The sequence below is a fragment of the Halalkalibacterium ligniniphilum genome (genome assembly GCF_000334155.1).
In the GTDB taxonomy this organism is placed as follows: Bacteria; Bacillota; Bacilli; order Bacillales; family Bacillaceae_D; genus Halalkalibacterium; species Halalkalibacterium ligniniphilum.
This window is the reverse complement of sequence record NZ_ANNK01000134.1, coordinates 16,996-39,922: the sequence shown is the minus strand read 5'-3', so window position 1 is coordinate 39,922 and position 22,927 is coordinate 16,996. Positions and strand designations below refer to the sequence as shown.

Annotated in this window: 18 protein-coding genes and 1 pseudogene; all 19 read left to right on the top strand. The window is 35.3% G+C overall.

Annotated elements, in window-relative coordinates; all coding sequences use genetic code 11:
• Nucleotides 1–1,387: alpha-ketoglutaric semialdehyde dehydrogenase GucD (gucD, locus tag BLT_RS0116595; protein WP_017728894.1), on the top strand; the 1,387-nt coding region annotated here is incomplete at its 5' end.
• Between the two features lie 151 nt (nt 1,388–1,538).
• Nucleotides 1,539–2,090, top strand: a complete 552-nt coding sequence (locus tag BLT_RS0116590) for a hypothetical protein (RefSeq protein WP_017728893.1) — start codon at nt 1,539–1,541, stop codon at nt 2,088–2,090.
• A gap of 784 nt (nt 2,091–2,874) precedes the next feature.
• On the top strand, nt 2,875–3,105 hold the full coding sequence (locus BLT_RS0116585; RefSeq protein ID WP_017728892.1) for a hypothetical protein: 231 nt from the start codon (nt 2,875–2,877) through the stop codon (nt 3,103–3,105).
• A gap of 32 nt (nt 3,106–3,137) precedes the next feature.
• A complete protein-coding gene (locus tag BLT_RS0116580; protein ID WP_152414388.1) occupies nt 3,138–3,437 on the top strand; it encodes a hypothetical protein in 300 nt (99 codons plus the stop codon).
• A gap of 392 nt (nt 3,438–3,829) precedes the next feature.
• Nucleotides 3,830–4,765 carry an AEC family transporter gene (locus BLT_RS0116575; protein ID WP_017728890.1) on the top strand — a complete coding sequence of 312 codons (936 nt, stop codon included), beginning with the start codon at nt 3,830–3,832 and terminating at the stop codon, nt 4,763–4,765.
• 364 nt (nt 4,766–5,129) lie between these two features.
• Nucleotides 5,130–5,291, top strand: a pseudogene (locus tag BLT_RS23335) (IS3-like element IS655 family transposase); the annotation flags it as partial.
• Nucleotides 5,292–5,748: 457 nt separating this feature from the next.
• On the top strand, nt 5,749–6,789 hold the full coding sequence (locus BLT_RS0116560; RefSeq protein ID WP_017728888.1) for an ABC transporter substrate-binding protein: 1,041 nt from the start codon (nt 5,749–5,751) through the stop codon (nt 6,787–6,789).
• Nucleotides 6,790–6,868: 79 nt separating this feature from the next.
• Nucleotides 6,869–7,882, top strand: coding sequence for a FecCD family ABC transporter permease (locus tag BLT_RS0116555; RefSeq protein ID WP_017728887.1), 1,014 nt, complete (start codon nt 6,869–6,871; stop codon nt 7,880–7,882).
• Nucleotides 7,879–8,919, top strand: coding sequence for a FecCD family ABC transporter permease (locus BLT_RS0116550; protein WP_017728886.1), 1,041 nt, complete (start codon nt 7,879–7,881; stop codon nt 8,917–8,919). Before BLT_RS0116555 ends, BLT_RS0116550 begins: the two co-directional genes overlap by 4 nt.
• A 14-nt stretch (nt 8,920–8,933) precedes the next feature.
• Complete coding sequence (locus BLT_RS0116545) at nt 8,934–9,746, top strand: ABC transporter ATP-binding protein (RefSeq protein WP_017728885.1); 813 nt, start codon at nt 8,934–8,936, stop codon at nt 9,744–9,746.
• Nucleotides 9,727–10,515, top strand: a complete 789-nt coding sequence (locus BLT_RS0116540; protein ID WP_017728884.1) for an IucA/IucC family C-terminal-domain containing protein — start codon at nt 9,727–9,729, stop codon at nt 10,513–10,515. Before BLT_RS0116545 ends, BLT_RS0116540 begins: the two co-directional genes overlap by 20 nt.
• 835 nt (nt 10,516–11,350) lie before the next feature.
• On the top strand, nt 11,351–12,337 hold the full coding sequence (locus BLT_RS0116530) for an ATP-grasp domain-containing protein (protein WP_017728882.1): 987 nt from the start codon (nt 11,351–11,353) through the stop codon (nt 12,335–12,337).
• Between the two features lie 437 nt (nt 12,338–12,774).
• A complete protein-coding gene (locus BLT_RS0116525) occupies nt 12,775–14,130 on the top strand; it encodes a diaminobutyrate--2-oxoglutarate transaminase (RefSeq protein WP_017728881.1) in 1,356 nt (451 codons plus the stop codon).
• Between the two features lie 8 nt (nt 14,131–14,138).
• Nucleotides 14,139–15,557, top strand: a complete 1,419-nt coding sequence (locus tag BLT_RS0116520) for an MFS transporter (RefSeq protein ID WP_236611106.1) — start codon at nt 14,139–14,141, stop codon at nt 15,555–15,557.
• On the top strand, nt 15,526–17,214 hold the full coding sequence (locus tag BLT_RS0116515; protein WP_017728879.1) for an IucA/IucC family protein: 1,689 nt from the start codon (nt 15,526–15,528) through the stop codon (nt 17,212–17,214). Before BLT_RS0116520 ends, BLT_RS0116515 begins: the two co-directional genes overlap by 32 nt.
• Nucleotides 17,189–18,976 (top strand): IucA/IucC family protein, encoded by a 1,788-nt coding sequence (locus BLT_RS0116510; protein WP_017728878.1) that lies wholly within the window; start codon nt 17,189–17,191, stop codon nt 18,974–18,976. The genes BLT_RS0116515 and BLT_RS0116510 overlap by 26 nt, the downstream gene beginning before the upstream one ends.
• Complete coding sequence (locus tag BLT_RS0116505; protein WP_017728877.1) at nt 18,963–19,769, top strand: HpcH/HpaI aldolase family protein; 807 nt, start codon at nt 18,963–18,965, stop codon at nt 19,767–19,769. The genes BLT_RS0116510 and BLT_RS0116505 overlap by 14 nt, the downstream gene beginning before the upstream one ends.
• Nucleotides 19,738–20,949 carry a type III PLP-dependent enzyme gene (locus tag BLT_RS0116500; protein WP_017728876.1) on the top strand — a complete coding sequence of 404 codons (1,212 nt, stop codon included), beginning with the start codon at nt 19,738–19,740 and terminating at the stop codon, nt 20,947–20,949. Before BLT_RS0116505 ends, BLT_RS0116500 begins: the two co-directional genes overlap by 32 nt.
• On the top strand, nt 20,942–22,762 hold the full coding sequence (locus BLT_RS0116495) for an IucA/IucC family protein (RefSeq protein WP_017728875.1): 1,821 nt from the start codon (nt 20,942–20,944) through the stop codon (nt 22,760–22,762). The genes BLT_RS0116500 and BLT_RS0116495 overlap by 8 nt, the downstream gene beginning before the upstream one ends.
• Nucleotides 22,763–22,927: the final 165 nt, after the last annotated feature.

The following is a 22,927-nucleotide window of genomic DNA, read 5'->3' as shown; positions in this document are numbered from 1 at the left end:
TGATAGTATTAATCCAGCTGATAAAAATGATGTAGTTGGAAAGGTTCAACAATCATCAATTGAGGATTTGGATAAATCGGTTGCGGCTGCTAAGCAAGCGAAGAAAAATTGGAAGAAGCTTGGTGCCCCTGCACGCGGAAACTATTTACATATAGTCGCCGATATTTTAGAAGCAAATCTAAATGAAATTGCAGAATCAATGACGAGAGAAATGGGAAAAACACTTCCTGAAGCAAAGGGAGAAACAGCACGCGGTGTAGCGATTCTTCGTTATTATGCTGGAGAGGGGATGCGTAAAACAGGTGATGTAATCCCGTCCACGGATCCAGAAGCAATGATGTTTACAACGCGAGCACCACTTGGAGTTGTTGGCGTGATTACCCCTTGGAACTTCCCAGTTGCCATTCCAATTTGGAAGATTGCACCTGCATTAGTGTATGGAAATACAGTCGTTTTTAAGCCAGCTACAGAAACAGCTGTAACAGCAGCGAAAGTCGTTGAATGCTTTGAGAAAGCAGGACTTCCGAATGGTGTGCTCAATTTTATCACTGGTTCAGGTTCTGTCATTGGGCAAGGCATTATCGATCATGAGGATATCGATGCCATTACGTTTACTGGATCAGAGCAAACAGGTCGCTTAGTCGGCCAAGGGGCTTTTGCTCGTGGGGCTAAGTATCAGCTTGAAATGGGTGGTAAAAATCCAGTGATCGTTGCAGAAGATGCAGACTTGGACAAAGCAGTTGATGGAACAATCAGCGGCGGCCTTCGTTCAACTGGTCAAAAATGTACAGCTACTAGCAGAGTCATTATTCATGAAGCAGTTTATGATGAATTCAAGGCAAAGCTCCTTGAAAGAGTGAAAGAGATTAAAATTGGTTCAGGTCTTGAGGATGGAATTTGGATGGGCCCATGCGCAAGTAAAAGCCAGCTGGATACAGTTATGCATTACATTCAGAAAGGGAAAGAAGAAGGTGCCACGCTTTTATATGGCGGGGAGACTCCAGATGATAAGGAACTAGAAAATGGTTTTTACATTACACCAGCCGTTTTTGAGGGTGTTAGCAGCGAAATGATGATTGCACAAGAAGAAATCTTTGGACCAGTCCTTGCTTTAATCAAAGTCGACTCATTCGAAAAGGCGATTGAGCTTGCAAATGATACAAAATATGGCCTAAGTGCTTCTATTTACACTAAAAACATTAGCAAAATGCTTGCCTTTATGGAGGATATTGATGCTGGATTAGTGCGTATTAATGCGGAAAGTGCTGGGGTTGAACTACAAGCTCCGTTTGGTGGCATGAAGTCATCAAGTTCAGGTTCACGTGAACAAGGGGAAGCTGCAAAAGAATTCTATACAGCGATCAAAACGGTTTTTGTAAAGGGATAAAAGATTAGTTTATCTAGGGCATACGCTTAGTGGTCAAAGCGTACTTTTAATGCTATAGACATTCAACCGATTGCAAAGCTCTATGTAAAAGAAGTAGGATAACAATAAGGAGAAAAGCCGACGTTATATATATATTGAAGGAGAGATACAGTTGGATAGTACCATCCAATCCCATTTTAACAATCTACAATCTAAAGATAGAAACGTTCAATATGAAGCCTACAAGCGTATTCTTGCTGCTACCGAAGAAAAAGTGGATTGGGCTTATGATGTATGGGACCAATTGACAGCAGATTTAACGGATGCTGATAATCACCGAAGGTCAAGGGCTGCACAATTTCTCTGTCGTTTAGCGAAAAGTGATCCTGAGAAAAGGATGATAAAAGACTTTCCAGCGATATGGAAAGTAACTTATGATGAAAAATTCGTCACGGCTAGACATAGCTTACAATCAATTTGGAAGATAGGCCTGGCCGGTAGTGAACAAAAAGAGATGATAATAAAAAGTCTTGTTGAACGATTTAAAAATTGTGTTCATGAAAAAAACTATACCTTGATTCGATTTGATATCATTCAAGGCCTTAGGAACTTATATGATGAAATAAAGGATGAAGAAATAAAGAAAATAGCATTCGAACTAATTAAAAAAGAAGATGATGAAAAATATAAAAAGAAATACTCATCCGTCTGGAAAGAAACGTAAAAATACCAAAGCTGTTTGAATGAGCTTTACAATGGATTTTTACCATTGTTAAGGCGCTTGAAAGGTTCTTGAATCGTATAAAAATTGTGTTTCAGATGGGCAATTGACCAGCACACAGTCCCGCCAGCACCTTCAGCCTTACACCCGATTGAACCGATGCTCAAATACGATCAATCCTCTCATCCATTCCGTGGGGATCTGATTCATGACAGCATTCAAATGAATGAGAAGGGGGATGGTCGCCATTCCAGATAAACCAGGGATAGGGGTCGATGTGAACCGGGAAGTTATCGAGCAATATAAATAATGATTTAAAGCCATTTGCCTAGCTCATCATGAGGAAATTGAAGCTAGATACAATCTTTTTGTGAAAAGGGGCGGAGCATACAGGAGCGAAAAGCCTGTCGCTCGCACTCCTTCATGAAAGGTTGCTCAGCGTTATCTGACGAACTCATTTCCATGCGTTTAGAAGTGTGTGGCACTCATACAGGTTTCTTGAAATAAAAGTCGATTCCTCTTACGATGAGGGATCGATTTTTGTTTTTCATTTATATTGTCAGCCCAAAGCGACGTCTACCTACGGGTGATTTGTAGGTCATCTGACTCTTTTTCTCCTAGAGGGTGAAGGAGAGGGTGTTGACTAAAACGGTTAAAATTTTAAGCTTTGAGCCAGCCTAGCCTAAAAATAATCAACCTTGGATTAGAAGCTTGTTCAGGTTTATAAAAAATAAAAATCAACAAAACCTTATTAGGTATGAACGATAAATAAAAGGAGGGATACTGCGTGGATGATCATGAGTTAAGCTTAATTCAACAAGCAAAAGCTGGCGACGATGAAGCGCCTGCGAAGCTGCTTCAGCAATATTATCGTTTTGTCTACTTATATATTCTTAAGCTACCTTGCATCCCGCTGCTGCAGAAGACCTTACTCAGGAGACGATGGTGCGCTGCATTGAACGCTTTTATTAATATAAGCCGCGTTATACAACTGTCTTGTTTAGCCCGCTGCAACTGACTGAACTTATTCAGACCATACTGATTTATGGATTGTGGTTATTATTTATCGTAACCCTGCTTCTCCTTTTTAGCGTATTATTAAAACGAACGAGCGCAGTTGCGGCACTAGGGCTGTTAACGGTGATGGGACTGTCTGTGACAGCATCCTTATTTCAGAAGCCAATTGCTTGGAGTCCTGGAGTCCTTGGAGGCTATGCCCATAGAACGATTGCGCAGCTTTCAACAGATGGTATCCTTGGAGCAATATTCATTACGACACTGACGATTGTTCTTTTGTTAAGCTCAGGTGTCCTTTATTTGAGAAGACGTGAGTGGCTGTCTGGTGGTTAGAAACCTTACCTTTTTAGCCTACTTCAAATCTTAATAATGGTTTAACGTACAATAGCGAATAGAGAGGCTGGACTGCACAATTAGAAAGAAGATGGTGGCAGCCCAGCCTTTTTGCATAAAAGCAGTTACGTTGGGACAGCTAATTAGAGTACATCTTCAATGAAAAAGGGTACAGAATAATCTGATGTACTCATTATCATCTTTATGGAAGAGTCAACCATATAGGCAGCTTTCTGTTATGGTATGATAAGTTATAGAAGAAATTGTATTTTTTGATGAGGGAGTGGCAACAAGTTGATTTTTTAGAGAGATAAAAAGCAAGATCCTTCATTCAGTTATTATGCTCCTCGTAATTTGCTTCTAATCTACAGTTCTGGAAAGGAAACGACAGTGTGGAATATTCGATCTTATTATTAACGATTGTTAAATTGGCCTTTCTTATGGGGTTAGGAATGTGGCTTACAACTAAAATTTCTTTTACAGCTGATGTTAGGCGTTTTCTAATTTTTGTGATCATCAATATTGCACTTCCAGCTATTATCCTACATGGTTTTTTTCAAATCACGATCGACGATAGTCTGGTAGAGCAAATGTTTATTATCTTTGTTTTCTCGCTTTGTTTTAATGCAATAGGATTGGTTTTAGGATGGTTGTTCGCAAAATCCATGGGATTATCACCATTAAAAGCACGGGAAACAGGGTTTTTGGCGATATTCGGCAACACTGGCTTGATTGGAATACCGCTTTGTGCAGCCATTTTTGGACCAAAAGGAGCCGTTTTTGCTGCCGTCTTTGATGCAGGCATGTCACTAATGCTTTGGACAGTTGGTGTATTGTTTATTCAAGGTAAAAAACAAGTAACGTTTAAGAATCTACGATCGATGATTTCAGTACCGAATATCGCTGTGTTAGTCGGTCTTACAATAACATTTCTACAACTAGACCCTGGCTTTTTTCTAAAAGATCTTACAGCTACCTTAGCAGGTGCAGCAAGCCCTCTAGCAATGATTTATATAGGAATGTTAACGATGACGATTATTAAAGAAAAAAAGAAAATTTCTGCAAAATTAATCGCCATTCCAGCTACATTGAAGCTTCTCCTTTTCCCTTTGATCGGAATGCTCGTTCTCTCACTTTTACCGGTAACTCAAGAGGTTCAACAGGTGCTATTCATTGTGATGGCGATGCCAACAATCTCAACAGCTTCAATCATACTAGCCCGTTATCAGGCAGATGAAAATTACGGCGTTATAAACACGATGGTCACAACACTTTTTTCATTAATTACAGTTCCTTTAGTCTTTTTGGTTGGGGTTAGTTTGCTTTGATGTTAGGCTGTTTCCTCTCCTTTTTCACAGAAACCAGCATAAGCGATTGGCTCTTCCCACTGGGATAAAAACGAGTTATCCAGTTAACGCTGAGCATCGTCTCATGAAGGGGGAGTAAGTACTTCGTTGTTTTATCACCTAGAGCTGAAGCTCCGCCCCTTTTCCTAGAAAAATTAGCTAGGGGCCTCATCAACCTCACTAACTATTTTAGTTCGTTCAATCATGTTGAATAAAAAATGAGGAATACTAATGTTGTATAAAATACACGTTCTCTTTTCGTTTCAGAATAGGGGCCTGATTGTGGTTGGACAGGTTTGTTAAGGTGCTATACACTTGAGTCAAATTACTCGAAGGAGACGAGACTATGACTAAACGTAAGCGCCGGTCAATTACGAAAGAATTCAAAAAACATATGGTCCAATTGTATGCTTCTGGTAAACCCCGTTCAGAAATTAAAGAATACGAATTGACTGCTTTTTCCTTTGACAAATGGGTTCAGCAACACAAGGCAAGTGGTTCCTTTGAATGATGCTCACGTAATAACGCTGAATAATTGGAGATACAGCATTTTGACCTTAATCTCTGTACGGTTTTTTAATGGGAATCTATTTATTACGAACAATGTACGACAGTATTTAAATTAGTAATTGAATATTGCAAAACAAGTTCTAGTTAAGTTCATAGAATATGAATATAGAAGGATTTGTAATTAGTCTTTTAAAAAGAATATAAGACTAATTCTTTTCTAAGTTTGGCATTTAGTTAAAGCTTTGATTTAAATATCAAATTCTTTTATAATATTAAATGATAATGACTTTCAATATCATTTGTGGTAAGAACTTTTAACTCTTTATATTAAAATTTCTCATCATTTAAAAAAAACGAAAAATTCTAAAATAAGCATTGATAATAATCTGTTGTTAGTATATAATTCGTCATGTAATGATAATAATTATCATTATCAATAAAAAGGAGGGACTAATTTGTCTGCAATTACAAACTCATTTGAAAGAAAGTATTCAATTTCTTTACTTGCAATCATTTTTTCCTTTGTATTATTTTTAGTTGGTTGTGGAAATCAAACAGGAGAAGAACCAGTTAAAGATAGCGAAGGTGAAGAACAAACCGAGGAAATAGAAGAAACTGAAACACAGGGAGAAGAACAAGCTGCAGAATCAGAAAATGTTCGTACAATCGAACATGCTATGGGTACAACTGAAATTGAAGGGACTCCTGAGAGAATTGTTACGTTGTATCAAGGAGCTACTGATGTTGCTGTGGCTCTTGGAGTAAAGCCTGTAGGCGTTGTTGAATCATGGGTGGAGCAACCAATTTACGAATATTTAAGAGATGATCTTGAAGGAGTTCAGTTGCTTGGATTGGAAACCCAGCCTAATCTAGAGGAAATCCATAAACTTGAGCCAGATCTGATTATCGTTTCAAAAATACGCCATGAAGAAATTTATGATCAATTATCAGAGATTGCTCCTACCGTTGTGAACGAAGTGATTTATGATTGGAAAGAAACAGTAAACTTAATGGGCGGAGCTCTTAATAAGGAAGATAAAGCCAAACAATTATTGGTTGACTGGGACAATCGAGTAGCTGATTTTAAAGAAAAGATGGACGACCGGCTACCAATAGAAGTAACTATTACAAACTTTAGAGCTGATCATGCACGTATTTTTTACATGGGATATGCGGGACTTATATTACATGAACTTGGCTTTACTAGACCACCTGGCCATGACTCAGAGGATTGGGGAATTCAATTAACATCGAAAGAAAGTATCCCAGATATGAACGCAGATATGATTTTCAACTTTAATTCTGGTACTGAAACTGAGGCAATTCAACAAACGTATGAAGAATGGACTAATCATCCACTTTGGGCAAATCTGGATGCTGTGAAAAATGATCAAGTCATTCAGGTGAACGAAGTTGCTTGGAATAGTGCTGGAGGATACATTACAGCAAATATGATGTTAGATGATTTATATGAAATCTTTGAGTTGGAAAATTAGGTTAGATAAATAAGAAGAGAGGGTGGATTAGCCATCTTCTCTTTTTATCTATCATTCCATTCCAAGAAAGGGTGTGGGTATGTTTAATCTATTTCTGAAAACAAAAATGAAATTATTGGGATTGTTTTTTATACTACTCTTATTAATAGGATCGTTTATTTCAAGCATTATTTTTGGTAGAACTCCTATTACAATTGATCATGCAATTGAAGCCTTTTTAAATTATGATTCAAATTCAATTGAGCATATGATTATTTATACAGAGCGTTTGCCTCGTGCTGTTATTGCAACGGTTGTAGGGGCAAGTTTAGCAGTTGCGGGTGCTTTAATGCAAGCATTAACAAGAAATCCTTTGGCTTCCCCTAGCATTTTTGGAATTAATGCAGGTGCTGTATTTTTTATTGTATTAGCTGTCGTCTTTTTTTCGATCTCATCATTAATTCATTTAATGTGGTATGCCTTTTTTGGAGCAGCTATTTCAGCTATCATTGTTTATTTTTTAGGGTCCATTGGCAGAGATGGATTAACTCCAATAAAAATTGTATTAGCAGGTACAGCTATAACAGCTTTATTTGTTTCTTTTACACAAGCAATCTTGGTATTAAATGAAACGGGGCTGCAAGATGTATTATTCTGGTTAGCAGGCTCAGTTAGTGGCCGTACACTAGAAATGCTGATTCCTATATTACCTTTTATATTAGTGGCAGGAGTAATTTCTATGTTTATGGGTAGAGCTGTTAATCTGTTAACAACTGGTGATGATATTGCTAAAGGGATGGGACAAAATATTGTTTTAGTGAAGTGTGTAATGGGTATTATCATTGTCTTGTTAGCAGGTGGTTCCGTTGCCGTTGTGGGTGCTGTTGGTTTTATTGGTCTAGTAGTTCCTCATATAGCGCGAGCTTTTGTAGGTAACGACTATCGCTGGGTAATCCCTTATTCAGCTGTTTTAGGTGCTGTGTTATTATTATCCGCCGATGTCGTGGCCAGATTGGTCATTATGCCACGGGAGGTTCCCATCGGTGTCATAACTGCTTTTATTGGTGGCCCTTTTTTTGTGTATATAGCACGTAAGGGGGTGTCAAAGATATGAGATATATTACTTTTCGCAATAAAAAAGACACTATTTCTGTACAGGTAGAAAAAAAGTCAGTAATCGTCATTTGTTTACTTTCGCTCTTTGTGATTCTTTCTGTTGTGGTAGGTACTGGTTTAGGGAATACGATGATTTCTCCCAAGGAAGTTATTCAGACGATTCTAGGAAAAGGCTCCGGTGAGTATGACTTTATTATACAAACATTAAGATTTCCTCGGGTTCTTGTTTCATTATTTGTTGGTGCTGCATTAGGCGTTTCAGGTGTAATTTTACAAGGAATTATTCGAAATCCACTTGCTTCACCAGATATTATTGGAATTACAAGTGGTGCATCTGTCGCTGCTGTTGCTTTTATAACTTTTCTAGGAGGAATAGTAAGTATTAAATTCTTGCCTCTAGCTGCGATTACAGGTGCTATTATCGTATCCCTATTAATTTATCTATTATCTTGGAGAAGTGGTGTAACACCTATTCGTCTTGTCCTAATTGGGATTGGGATTTCCGCTGTAATGGGTGCTGGAACAACATTAATGCTTGTTATGAGTCCCTTTTTTTCTCTCGGAAAAGCTTATATTTGGCTAACGGGCAGTGTTTATAGTGCTACATGGGAGGATGTCTATATTATAGTACCGGTAGTTTTTATTGTTGTTCCTCTTCTGCTTTATTTAGCTCGAAGTCTTAATTCACAAGAATTTGGGGATAATGTTGCTGTTGGATTAGGAGTTACTGTGCAGCGCCATCGATTTTTATTACTTCTTTTTAGTGTATTGTTAGCTGGTGTTGCTGTGTCCATAGCTGGAGCTATCGGTTTTGTAGGTCTAATTGCACCTCATATCGCTAGAAAGTTAGTTGGTCGTCCTTTTGGTAGTTTGATTATCGTTTCTGCTCTAATAGGGAGCCTACTTGTATTTATCGCTGATCTCATAGCTCGAACAGCCTTTTATCCACTTGACATACCAGCAGGGATTTTTACTGCGGGTGTAGGGGCACCATTTTTTCTTTATTTATTATTTAAAAATAGAAACCAATTTTGATAAGGAGGAGAACTGTGAGTAATTTGGAAGCAAAAGAACTTACCATTTCTTATGGAACTGAACCCATCATTGAAAATTTGAATTTTAAAATTCCAAAAGGGAAAATTACGGTTTTAATAGGAAGTAACGGATGCGGAAAATCTACCCTTCTACGAACAATGGCACGTTTGTTAAAGTATAGGTCAGGTACTGTCCTTTTAGATGGAGAAGAGATTGCAAAAGTTCCAACTAAAGAAATATCAAAACGAATGTCTATTCTTCCACAGGGCCCTTCTGCACCTGAAGGATTAACTGTTCATCAATTAGTTAGGCAAGGACGATATCCGCACCAAAGCTGGTTAAAGCAGTGGTCTAAAGAAGACGAACAAATGGTAAATCTCGCCTTGAAGTCTACTCATATGTTGGAATTTGCAGATTACCCTGTTGACTCTTTGTCGGGAGGACAGCGTCAAAGAGCATGGATTGCGATGACTCTTGCCCAAGGAACGGAAACCTTGCTTTTAGATGAACCGACAACCTATTTAGATATGAGTCATCAAATTGATATACTCGATTTACTTTTTGACTTAAACGAGAAGGAGAATCGAACGATTGTAATGGTTCTCCATGATTTGAATTTGGCTTGCCGCTACGCTCATAATATTGTAGCGGTTCATAATAAAAACATCTTTGCTCAGGGAAAACCAGAAGATATAGTAACTTGCAAAATGGTCCAATCCGTTTTTGGAATGGAATGTGAAATAACGGTTGACCCTTTGTTCGGAACACCATTATGCATCCCGGAGGGAAGAGGGAGGAAGGTAAAAGGTGAAAAAGTCCTCGTTTAAACAAGAAGAAATGGATGTCTTAACAAAAGACTTTCGATTAACAACAAAAACATCATTCGATAGAACTTACTCTATTCCATCCATAGATTTACTGAATAAAGAAAAGTGTATGGCCTATTTGGATAGAGTAACAAGTATACTTCAGCCTTCTTCTAAAATTGAAACAGTAACGCATAAAGTTGCTACAGTTTCGCAGTTTTCAAAGAGATACGGCTTTCTAACTTTTGGCTCAGGACTATATGCCATGACAATGTTTAACAAAGGTTTGGATTATTCCGTTGAAAATTGCCATATTGAATCCATCTATAAAGATAATACTTGGCTTCCAGATGTGCGCTTAGCTGATTGGCATATCACTCAGCCTATTGATAGTGACCGGAATGAATGGCGGGACCAAATTATTAAAAACATATTCGCAGATAATATTGCCAAAGTTTGGCGCTCCATTTCTAATGCAGCCAATATTCCTATCTCTGTTTTATGGGAAAATGTAGCTATCTCAGTGTATTGGTTATATGAGAAGAGAATTGACAAGGGAGCTAGTAATAATCAAAAATTTCGTATACATGAAGATTATCAATATTTACTTAATGCACCTGCATACCTCTTTGGAGAAACTGAAAATCCATTGAAAAAGTTCAACTGTTCGAAGCGAAAAACAACTACATCAGATATACCAATTCGTGTTAGAAAAACATGCTGCTATTATTATAAAGTTTCTTCGGATAGAGTCTACTGCACAACATGCCCAATAAAAAGTTCAAGGTAAATTGATTGGAATAAAAAGAATATGTTTATCAAAGTACTTGAAGAAGTGTGATCCATACAAGCCATGACAGTATATTATAAGACGAGGAAGAAGACTTCCTTCATAACAGAATGATACATTCTGGACCTAAGTATAATGTACCTAAAAGCTGGATTCTCTAGTGGAAGATGTCTAATAAATTTCTTAAAAAAGCTTAAGTGGCAAGATATATAAAGATAAAAGGTAGAGATTAATTATACAAATAAAACCAAGCTATACTAAACAAACATACTACCTTAACTTTAAGGTAGTATGTTCATATTGTTTACCTATTATTATAACAGTGGTTAAATTACAAGAAATCACTTAAATTAAATTTTCCCCCTCATATAGTATTATACATAATAAGGATATCGAAAGTTTTATTCCTCTTCTTTTAATGTTTTTCTTATTAAGTAGTTTACTAAACACTTTTTGAACCTTCGTGAGTAAATATATAAACTTCTAAATGACCTTCAGAAAATGATTTCTCCTTAATTCAGACCAAAAGTTATTTATATATAAGTGATTAGGAAAATAATCTTAATTTTTTACATCTAATTGACAATGATAATCAAAATCATTTATGCTAGAAGCGTAGATTAAATTGATAATGATTATCATTATCAGATTTGAATTAAATACTACTGCATTAACAATGAGTTGAAAATCTAGAAAGGAGATACTAGATGTTGACAACCAATATTCAAACTTCAAATCTAAAAGATGAGTTCTTTAATTTAACAGAGGCATCTATTCTTGAGTATCTGATTGTAAGTAATTATGTTTTAACAAAATTCAAAAAGGAGGGTTTGCTGTGAGTCAAGATATTGTTCAAAACTTGCAAAACAAACTAATAATAAATAAAGCGAATGAAATGGGAATTGAATGTAAACCATTAATACCTGGTTGTGAAGATTTTCTAGAACTTTCTTATAAAGATAAAAACATTATGATTAATAAGACAAGGTCCCATAAGTTTTCGTTTATCGCGGGGTTTTTAGCTAAAAATAAAGATGCTTCTAATCTTCTATTAAAAAGATTTGGATTACCTGTACCAGATCAAATAGTAGTATCCAAGATGAGTGAAGAGGCCATTAATTTTTTAAATACATATAAATTAGTAGCAGTAAAACCCATAGACACTAATTGTAGTGTTGGAATTACATTAGGTATTGAAAGCGAAGATGAATTGGAAAATGCTATTAAGACAGCAAGTTCTTATAGTAATAAAGTAATTATTCAAAAGTATATTGAAGGCTATGATTATCGAGTTTTAGTCATAGATGGAAAGGTAGAAGGTGTATTAGAGTATCAACCTGCATTTATTGAAGGCGATGGTTATTCATCGATTGAGCAGCTTATATATAAATTAAATGAAGATCCACTTAGACGTAACAACGCTGGAGAATTTAAGCCATTAAAAAAAATAAGTATCAAGTCCAAAAACTTGCACTTTAATTTAAAAAAACAAGGTAAAACCCTTCAAGATATTCTAGACAAAGGGGAACGGATACAACTACTTTTAAGTGGAAATGTTTTAGCTGGTGGAATAAGTATTGACCGAACTGAAGATATTTGTTCTGTTAATGCTAATATCGCAATTGAAGCTGCACGAGCAATAAATGTTGACGTCGCAGGAATAGATATAAGATGTAAAGACATAAGAGTTCCAATAAATAATACAACTGAAGGAATCCTTGAGGTAAATGGCTTACCTGACATGACTGATCATGTCCTTCCTTATCAAGGAACTCCTAGAGATGTAGTTAAAGCATACTTGCAATATTTATTTAAAGAATAAAATATATATCTATTTTTGGTACCGAAGAGCTATTCGTAATTTTTATTAGGTCCTTGTTTTAAAAGAGCTGATAAACCAGGAAGTCAAATTTCTAATTCTATTTTTCTTCCAAAACTACAAACTCGCATTGAAGGAACGGTTATTACCATTTTTAATAGCGTAACTACAAAATTAATTTTGGATAGTTAACACAATCTTTATTAGTAAAAATTTTCTAATTTAATGATAATGATAATCAGTGTTATCCATCCTAATGATTAATGATGATACTAAAATTTTTTAGATGGGATTCATTAACATTTTGTTATCTACAATACAAAAGTTCGTTAAAAAATTTGATTAATGTTTGATTTAATGTAGTTTCTCTAGTTTAAAAGTGGATTAAAGGTATTCAATATATCAAATATGAAAGACCAACGAAAAAGGAGTGTACGATAATGATTCAAATAAACGTAGAGAATGAGTATTTAAAATTACAAAATGAAAAAGAATCAAATGCAAAGTCTTATCCACGTCATTTCCCGTTTGTCATAAATAAAGCTAAGGGATTAATTGTCACTGATATAGAAGGTAAGCAATTTTACGACTGCTTATCGGGTGCAGGTACATTAGCACTTGGACATAACCATGATGTAGTTGTTGAAGCCATAGAGGATGTTTTAAGAAAGCAAATCCCTTTGCATACATTGGACTTAGCAACTCCTTTAAAAATCGAGTTTATGCAAGAAATTTTCTCTGTTTTACCTGAAGAGTTAAGAGTCTCTACTAAAATACAGTTTTGTGGTCCTACTGGTGCGGACGGAGTTGAAGCAGCCATTAAGTTAGTGAAGAATGCCACTAAAGGAAAGTCTATTTTGGCTTTTCAAGGTAGCTATCATGGATCGACACAAGCCACAATGTCCATGAGTGGTAACTTAAGTAAAAAACAACATTTGCAAAGTTTGTTGCCTGATGTTCATTTTTTACCTTTTCCTTATGAATATCGATGCCCATTTGGTATTGGAGAAGGTAATACAGCTAAAGTTAGTGCCCAATATATAGAGAATTTATTAGATGATTGTGAAAGTGGCATAGCTTCTCCTTGTGGCATGATTTTTGAAACAGTCCAAGGGGAAGGCGGAGCAATTCCAGCTGATATTGAATGGTTAAAAGAAATGCGGCGTATTACTGCTGAAAGGGGAATTCCTTTAATAGTAGACGAGGTTCAAACAGGGATTGGGAGAACAGGGGAAATGTTTTCTTTTCAACATGCAGGAATTATTCCAGATGTGATTATTTGCTCGAAAGCGATTGGTGGAAGTTTGCCAATGTCTCTTGTTATTTATAAAGAAGAATTAGATCAATGGAATCCTGGCGCACATATTGGTACATTTCGAGGTAATCAATTAGGCATGGCTACAGGACTAGCAACTTTAAAATATATTAAAAGAAACGGTGTACTTGAAAATGTAAAAGCACGTAGCGAACAATTCTTTAGAACTCTTCATGATTTACAGGAAAGGTATGAAGAAATTGGTGATGTTCGCGGAAGAGGATTGATGATCGGCGTAGAAATAGTAAATCCTAAAGGACTTAAAGATCGTTTAGGGAATAATCCACCGTTTCAAGAGTTAGCATCAAAAATTCAAGAGAGATGTTTTAAGAATGGTTTGATTATTGAGGTAGGAGGTCGACGTTCTGCAGTTATGCGCTTCTTACCTCCATTGACCATCACAGAACAAGAAACAACAGAGGTTTTACATATCTTTGAAAGGTCTGTAGTAGAAGCAATTGAAATGACTGTCTATAAATGATGCACGTAATGTATTTGAAGAAGCATTCCGTTTTATTTGCCATCTTAGTCGGTGCCTTTTCTTTAGTGCTGACTAATAGTGCTTTCAATATTTTACTTCCGAACTTCCTTCAAATATATGATATATCAACTACCATTGGTGGATGGATAATTATACTTTATCTTTTGGCTATGACAATAACAATGCCTTTGGCATCACTCATTGTTGACCGCCTCGGTAGGAAGAAAACATATATTCTAGGTACAAGTATATATTGTCTGTTTTCTATTATAGGTGGATTATTTTTCCAATATGTACACGTTGTAATGTTAGTACGGTTCATGCATGGTGTTGCAGCTGGTTTGATGATTCCTCTGTCATTGGTTTTATTATTTGATTTTTACGGCAAAGAAGTACGAGGAAAAGTGACCGGTGTATGGGGAATGTTGCTAACGATTGCACCAGCTATTGGGCCTACGCTCGGAGGTATTATCATTCAATTTGGAGAATTAGATTACCTATTCTGGATAAATGTCCCATTCGCACTTTTTTCATTACTATTGTGTTGCACTCAAATTAAACCCTACCAACCAGCCAATAGAAAAATCATCCATCTTAAGGGAATTATAAGGATGATTTTAAGTATTACAGCGTTAAGTCTAAGTATTCAATTTTTTTCAAATCCAACTATTCCAAGATGGATTTCGGGAATATTGCTGATATTAGGCGTAGTGGCACTAGTTCAATTTATTCAAAATGAAAATAAAAAAAGTGAACCGTTAATTCGTTATAAACTGCTTCGTAATCCAATTTATGCGATTTCAACGATCATTTCTGTGGTACAGGCTTCAGTAATGTTTGGTGTTATCTTTGTTCTTCCGTTGATGTTTCAAGAGGTGTTTCTATTATCACCTTCCTTAACCGGTGCCATGTTTATACCGGCAGCTATATTTACGAGTCTTTTCGTTTGGGTTGGCGGAAACTTACTTGATTCGGGTAAGCCATTGAATTTTATTGCTTACGGTATTGGTTTTATTGTGATTTCAATATCTTTATTTGCATTTGTTCCGAAGGAGGTTTCATTAATCGTCATCGTCCTCTTAATGTCGGTAAGAGGTATTGGTTATGGATTATCGAATATGACCGTAGCTACAATCGGTCTTAATTCATTACCCGAAGAAGACCTACACGAAGGATCTGTATTATCGAATACAATACAACGTTTAACTTCCTCATTTACAGTAATGTTACTTGCGGTATATTACGATGTTCGTTGGCAAATGATGGCTCAATCGGGGGAGTCTGTTGAATATGCAAAATGGATGGCTTTAAAAGAAGAATGCATAGCGTTAGGATGTTTAATGCTATTAACTTTACCACTTGTATTATATATAAAAAGAAAGAAGGTGGATGTAGATGTCGGAGATAAAAAAGGAGCAGCAATTTAAAAGTCAAGAAGAAGCAAATTTCCATACATGCAAGACCTTATTAAACTGTTATATTAGAGAATTCTATAATGAAAATTCGAACCTATTTTCCATGAACCAAAAAAAGAATATTTTTTCAATTTATTTTCCAACAAGTGATGAGATGATATCAGGTAAACTTAGATTTTATTCAGCAATAGGTGAACACGAATATGAAACTTTTTATGTTAACAGTGGAAAGGCACTTAGTTATGTTTATTTAGTACAATTGATCATTAAAGAACTAAAACAACATCATCCGCACATAACAAACGAATGTTCTGTTGATTTTTTAAATAAAGTAGAGAACAGCTTTCAAAAATTAGCTTTGTTTTTAGAGCATTCGGCTAATCATCAGATACGAGATTATTTATCATCTGAACAATCTTTGTTATATGGACATCCATTTCACCCGTTTCCTAAAAACACATTAGGATTTACTGAAAATGAAGTGAGGAACTTTTGTCCTGAACTCCGAACTTCTTTTAAGCTATGTTATTTAGCTGTCCGAAAGGATGTCTTTCAAGAAGAATGGGTGTCAGAAGAAAGACGAATCAACCTTCATAAAAGTGTTAATTTGAATGTACAACGTGTACTTCAAGATAAAAGGGATAGTTATGAAATATTACCCATTCATCCTTGGCAATATGAACATGTAAAAACAATCAAAGCAGTAAAGGACTATATAAAGCAAGAAAAAATAATTCCACTTGGTAGCTTTGGCCCGTTGGCTTATCCGACATCTTCAGTACGTACGGTATATATTCCTGATATGAAATGTAACATCAAACTGTCGTTAAATATCCAAATCACTAACATGGTAAGGAACAATAAACGAGAACAAATGCGAAGAACATTGGATGCGGCTAACTATCTATTACAGAGGAATTGCTTCGAAAATGATTTATATACAAATATTTCTTATGAGGAAGGCGTTTGTACTTGTGACTTTGCAAATGAAGATATAACAAAATTATTTACAATCGCCTATCGACCGATTGAATTTGATGAAACATCAACCTATGTCTTGTCTAGCTTAATTGAAGAGCCAATTAAAGGAGGGCCACCTCGTTTATTTTCAATTATTGATCGTCGAAATATAGATCGATGGTTTAGACGCTATTTAGAAATATCTTTGTTACCAATGGTTCGCATAGCAGAGGATAAAGGTATTCACTTTGAAGCACATTTACAAAATTCACTACTGACAATCAAAAACGGAATGCCACATACATTTATTATTAGGGATTTAGAAGGAGTAAGTGTTAATAGGGAAAAGGTTAAAGAGCTTTCGGATACAACGGGCCCTCTTTTTTATCAAAAAGAAGAAACTTGGGCTCGTACTTCATACTACTTTGTAGTAAACCACTTAGGGTCTTTGATTCATGCGATAGCTAAAGGTGAAAATGTAGCAGAGGAACATTTTTGGGGAATTGTGCGTGATCTTCTCAGTCAAGAGTATGAAGATAATAACAATGAATATGTTCATCATTTACTAACAACTAATGCTTTTTATGCAAAAAAGAATATGTTGAGTTGCCTTACGGGGAAAAGTGAGACGCCATCCTACATTCCAGTTAAAAACATAATAAAAAAATCAGGGAGTGAAACGTTTGCAAACGCTAAGTTACTTGTATAAGGAAAAAACAGCCCTCATTGGAGAAGTAAAAGAAAGAATTATGCGTCAAACGATGGAAGCAATCATATATGAAGAAATCATTGACATTGAAAAGGATGAAAGAAATTTATTTTTTAAAGGAATAAATAGGGAAGGGGATATTGTCAATTATTCATGTAAAGCAGATGAAAAATGGTCTTTTGGTAAGATAAAAATAAAAAAAAATTCAATTAAAAGAGAAGGGAAGGAATGCAACAATATATATTTGTTTCTTGAAGAGATTATACAAAATAACTTAACAGGTGCAAATACTTCTCAGTTTATTAATGAGTTATTGGAAACATTAGTAAAAGACCATCAATCAAAGCAATTCCAAGTAAACCAAATTCCCGAACAAGATAAGCATTATGAGGCATTAGAAAGTCATATGGTAGATGGTCATCCTTATCATCCAAGCTATAAATCAAGAATTGGTTTTTCTTTAGCGGATAACTTTGCATATGGACCGGAGTTTAATCAAGAAGTATTAATATATTGGGTTGCGGTAAATGAGCAGCTAGTAGATGTTAACCTTTCTAAGGGGTATTCATTCGATGAAATCCTCAAGCAGCATGTGACAAATGAAGATAAAAATAATTTTTTGAAGGTGCTTAAAGAAAAAGGATGTGATAGTAAAAAATATGTTTTATTGCCCGTACATCCTTGGCAATTAGAACATCAGATTCAATCTCTTTTTATTCAGCAATTGATTGACAAAGATATTATCATTCTAGGAGTTTCAAATAGCACTTATCGAGCACAGCAATCAATCCGTTCTCTATCACATCGAAACAATGTAGATGCAACATATATAAAGTTTCCATTAAGTATTACAAATACTTCAACAACCCGTATTCTTGCTCATCATACAACTCAAAATGCACCACTTATTAGTGACTGGCTAGATAAAATTATTAAAAACGACACTTTCTTAAGTAAGTTGAACTTTAACGTCTTAAAAGAAGTGATGGGAGTTTCTTTTCGATATGATGAATTAAATCCAATTCAATATAATTCAACATATGGCACATTCGGAGCAATATATCGTGAAAACGTATCGAATTATCTTTCTATTCATGAAGAAGCGTGGCCATTAAATGCACTATCACATGTTCAAAAAAATGGAGAGCCATTTATTAAAGCAGCAATAGATCAATATGGGATTAATGAGTGGAGTGATGCTCTTATTAAAGTAGTGACGCTTCCAATCATTCATCTATTGTTTACTCATGGAATAGCACTAGAATCTCATGCTCAAAATATCATTTTAGTCGTTGAAAATAATTTCCCAAAACGAATACTTATTAAAGATTTGCATGATGGCGTTCGGTATACACCTAAACAACTTTTAAAACCTGAATGGGCACCGAAATTAAATCTAGAACCGGAAAGCCATCGGAAATTTAATCGATACTCGTTTATCCAGACAGTTGATGTAGGAGAAGTTAGAGACTATACATATGATGCTTTTTTCTTCATTTGTATGACTGAAATTTGTTTTACATTTGAAAAATTGGGGCTAAGTGAGAAAGATTTTTGGCGTAAATGTGTAGAAACGATAAAAAATTATCAAAATGACTATCCAGAATTTAAAGAGCGTTTTGATATGTTTAACTTATTTTCTGAGGAAGCGTTAATAGAAGAAATGACAAAGCGACGTATTTATGGCGATGGTCAATTGTACTTTCGAAAAGTGAAAAACCCTTTGCTACATGCATGGAGTGATTTGAGTGAGACCAAATAAGCTTAAAGAAAAGATAAAAAGAAGAGAACCCGTTTTTGGAATGTTTGTGTCCATACCACATCCAATTATGGTTGAATTAATTGGATATGCGGAATTTGATTTTGTCATCATTGATTTTGAACATACATCAACAAATATGGAAACAATTGAAGACATGGTTCGTGCCGCAGAGTTATTGAATATAACACCTCTAGTTAGAATTTCTAAAGTAGACAGGACTGAAATATTAAAAGTGCTTGATTGTGGTGCTCAGGGTATAGTCATCCCTAATGTAAAACATAAGGAACAAGTAGAAAAGGCAATCCACTACGCGTACTATCATCCAATTGGAATGAGAAGTCTTAATAGCGGAAGGCCAGGTGCTTTCGCAAAATATTCTTTAAGCGATTATATTGCAAAGGCAAACGAAGAAATAATGATCGTGCCGATGATCGAAAGCTTAGAAGGTATTAATGAAAGTGAAACAATTCTATCTTTACCACATATAAGTTTCGTTTTAGAAGGAGCGGCTGATCTTTCTCAATCACTCTCTGTACCGTGGGATACAGATCATCCAGAAGTACAAAAAAGTTTAGAGAAGCTATATAAAGTATCAAGGCAATGTAATGTTCCTTACGCACTCGTCTCTAGAAATCATAACAATCATAAAAAATGGTCAGAAATAGGGGCGAATATTTTTGTATTAGGGGATGAGCGAGGTACAGCATTCCGAGCATATATGGATAAATTGGCTGATTATCGAAGTATAACTGGAGGTTCTAATGAATCAAAATGTAAAAAAGTTGATAAATGAGTGGCACGATAAAAATAGAGATCCAATATGTGCCTATATTTATGATTTAGAAGGTATTCAAAACCATGTAAAAAGTATGTTAAAAACAATGCCTAGGCAATCACATTTATTTTATGCCATTAAAGCAAACCCGGATAAGAGAATTATAGAAGCTTTGTTACCATTAGTAAAAGGGTTTGAAGTTGCATCGATTGGAGAGTTGCTAAAAGTAAGAGGTGTTTCTAAAGATATCCCAATTTTGTTTGGAGGACCAGGCAAGAAAAACTATGAACTTGAAATAGCAATTAGGGAGAATGTGTCATATATTCATGTAGAAAGCCTCTTAGAACTAAGAAAATTAATTATATTTGCAAAAGAAAGTAACAAGCATATACAGGTTTTATTACGTATCAATCTTAGAACAAAAACATTACCTGAAACAAAAATTATAATGGGAGGTTATTCAAGCCAGTTTGGAATAGATGAACAATTAATTGACGAGGCGATATCAATTTTAATAGGGGCAGAAAATACACACGTTCATTTATGTGGTTTTCACTTCCATTCTTTATCAAATAACCTAAAAGCAGATTTGCATGTAGAAATGGTTAACCATTATCTTCAAAAAGTAGAACAATGGAAGCGGGTACATGGATTAGACGTTAAAGTTATTAATGCTGGGGGTGGTTTTGGAGTCTCGTATGATGAAACGCCTGGGTTTGAGTGGGAACTTTTTACGTCTTTATTAACAAAAAGTGAAGAATATCAAAACCTAGGTGATACACAACTTTTCTTTGAACCGGGAAGATTTATCGTTGCTGATTACGGGTATTATGTTACCGAAGTAGTAGATATAAAAGTGTCTGGTGACAAATGTTTTTCTGTATTAAGAGGTGGTACACATCATAATAGATTACCGGCCTCTTGGGGACATAATCATCCATTTTCCATTTTCCATCAAGAAGGGTGGTCTTATCCTTTTAAAAGGCCAGAAGTCCAAAATTCGAAAGTGACGATTGTTGGTGAGTTATGTACCCCGAAGGATCGGCTATATGAAAATGCTAAAGTGGAAAGTTTACGAGTTGGAGACATTATTATATTTGAGAAGTCAGGTGCATATTGTTGGACGATTTCTCATCATGACTTTTTAGGCCATCCACATCCAAATTTTTACTACATAGAGGGGAATCATTATGAATGAGACAATAACTCAATCAAAAAGTGTTACGGCTAAACAATTAATCATAAAAGATTTAATGAATGTATTTATTGCTGAGGATTTTTTCACTATCAATGAACATACAACAAAAATGGTTTTTGACGCTCCAAACATTATTCAAAAGTTGTATCCAGAATGTGAGCAAACATTGATTTATATTGATAAATTATGTTTTTTATTAGAAAAAGGTTATCGACAGGGTTATCAATGGGTGTCTGGTTCTTCCATTTACAAGAAGGAGAACCATGATTGGGTAGAAATCAGTTCACCTTTAGAACTAAGCCAATTTGTGTTAAGAAATACACTATCTAAAGAAGCATATGCACATCCAGGTGTAGAAGACTTCTTAGATGGATTATCCGTATCTATCCAGCAATTAAATCTTAGTTTAGAACTGATGGAAGATTATCAATCAATTAGGCCTAACTCATCTTATGATTGGTTTGTTAAAGGTGAGATGATATCATCGCTACGCGATCGGCCATTTCATCCTTTGTCTAAAGCAAAAATAGGTTTTACACCAGAGGATTATCAAAAATATATGGCTGAATTTAAAAAAAAGACGACTTTATGTTGGGTAGCTATATGTAATGACTCAATAGTAAAAGGAGCCTCAGGGAGTGAAATTGAAAGTCTCGATGTGTTAAACGACGAGCAAAAAGCTATCATTGAAAAAGAGTTATTTTTAAAAGGAATATCGATAGAAAAATATACGATTATCCCTGTCCATCCATGGCAACTTAAAAATATTATCTTACTAAACTTTAAAAAAGAGTTAGAGGATAAAACAATCATCGTATTAGATTCAAAAATTGGTGATTTCTTAGCAACATCCTCAGTACGATCGTTAACATCCCTCAATGAATCAACGAAAATGTTAAAGCTACCAATTAGTGTTAAATCTTTAGGCGCTGCTAGGTACTTGCCTGTCGTTAAATTATTAAATGGGATTGTTGGAGAACAGATGTTTCGCCAAGCAGTAGCTTGTGATAAGACACTAGAAAATAGAGTATTTTTATGTGAAGAAAAAAACTGGTGGGGATACATGCCTAAATCTATGGGGCTTTTTGATGATCATCCTCGTCATTTAGCCGCCCAGGTAAGAATATATCCACAAGAAATTTTGAAAACAGATTATAAAATTATCCCTATGTCTTCTTTAGGGGTTGTGGTGCAAGATAGCCATTTTCTAACTGAAATATTAGGAGAAAGTTTATCAAAAGAAGATGTTATCAACTTTTATACGGATTTAGCAACTACGTTTTATGATATTACGATGAGATTATTTAAAGTTGGGATTGTACCAGAAATACATGGCCAAAACTGTTGTGTTGTGATGAAACACAACGAAATAATTGGATTATTATTTAGAGATCATGATTCAGTGCGTCTACATCAACCTTATTTAGATAAACACCAAATTAAAGATCCTGGCTACCATATAAGACCTGGGTATTCAAATAGCTTATATAATGAAACGATTGAAAAGTTAATTTATTACATCCAATCTCTTGGAACACAAGTAAACCTGGCAGCAATAATGGAGTCGTTATCGGAGGTCTATTCTATTCCCGAAAAAGTATTTTGGCAAATTACTAAAATCAAATTAAGAGAATCTTTACAAACAATTGATATTCCCGAAGAAGATAGAAAAGTGCTCCACTATGAGCTTTTTGAACGTAAAGAGTGGCCAGTAAAGTTAATCATTTGGCCATTATTAGAATCTGATGGTGTACCGGGAGCAATGCCGTCAGGGAAAGGTGTTGGGCACAATCCGTTTTATCAAAATAAATAAGGACTGATAGGGACATGCAGGAGCAATTTTGATTGACCCAGTTACCAATGTCAAGTATGGGGAAGCAGATCCCCGTGGCGATGGAGGGGCAGTCGGTTATTAAAAGTTAGTGCAAAATGTAAAAGTATTTCTTTGAAAAACCTCAAATTAAATAAGTAAAGATTC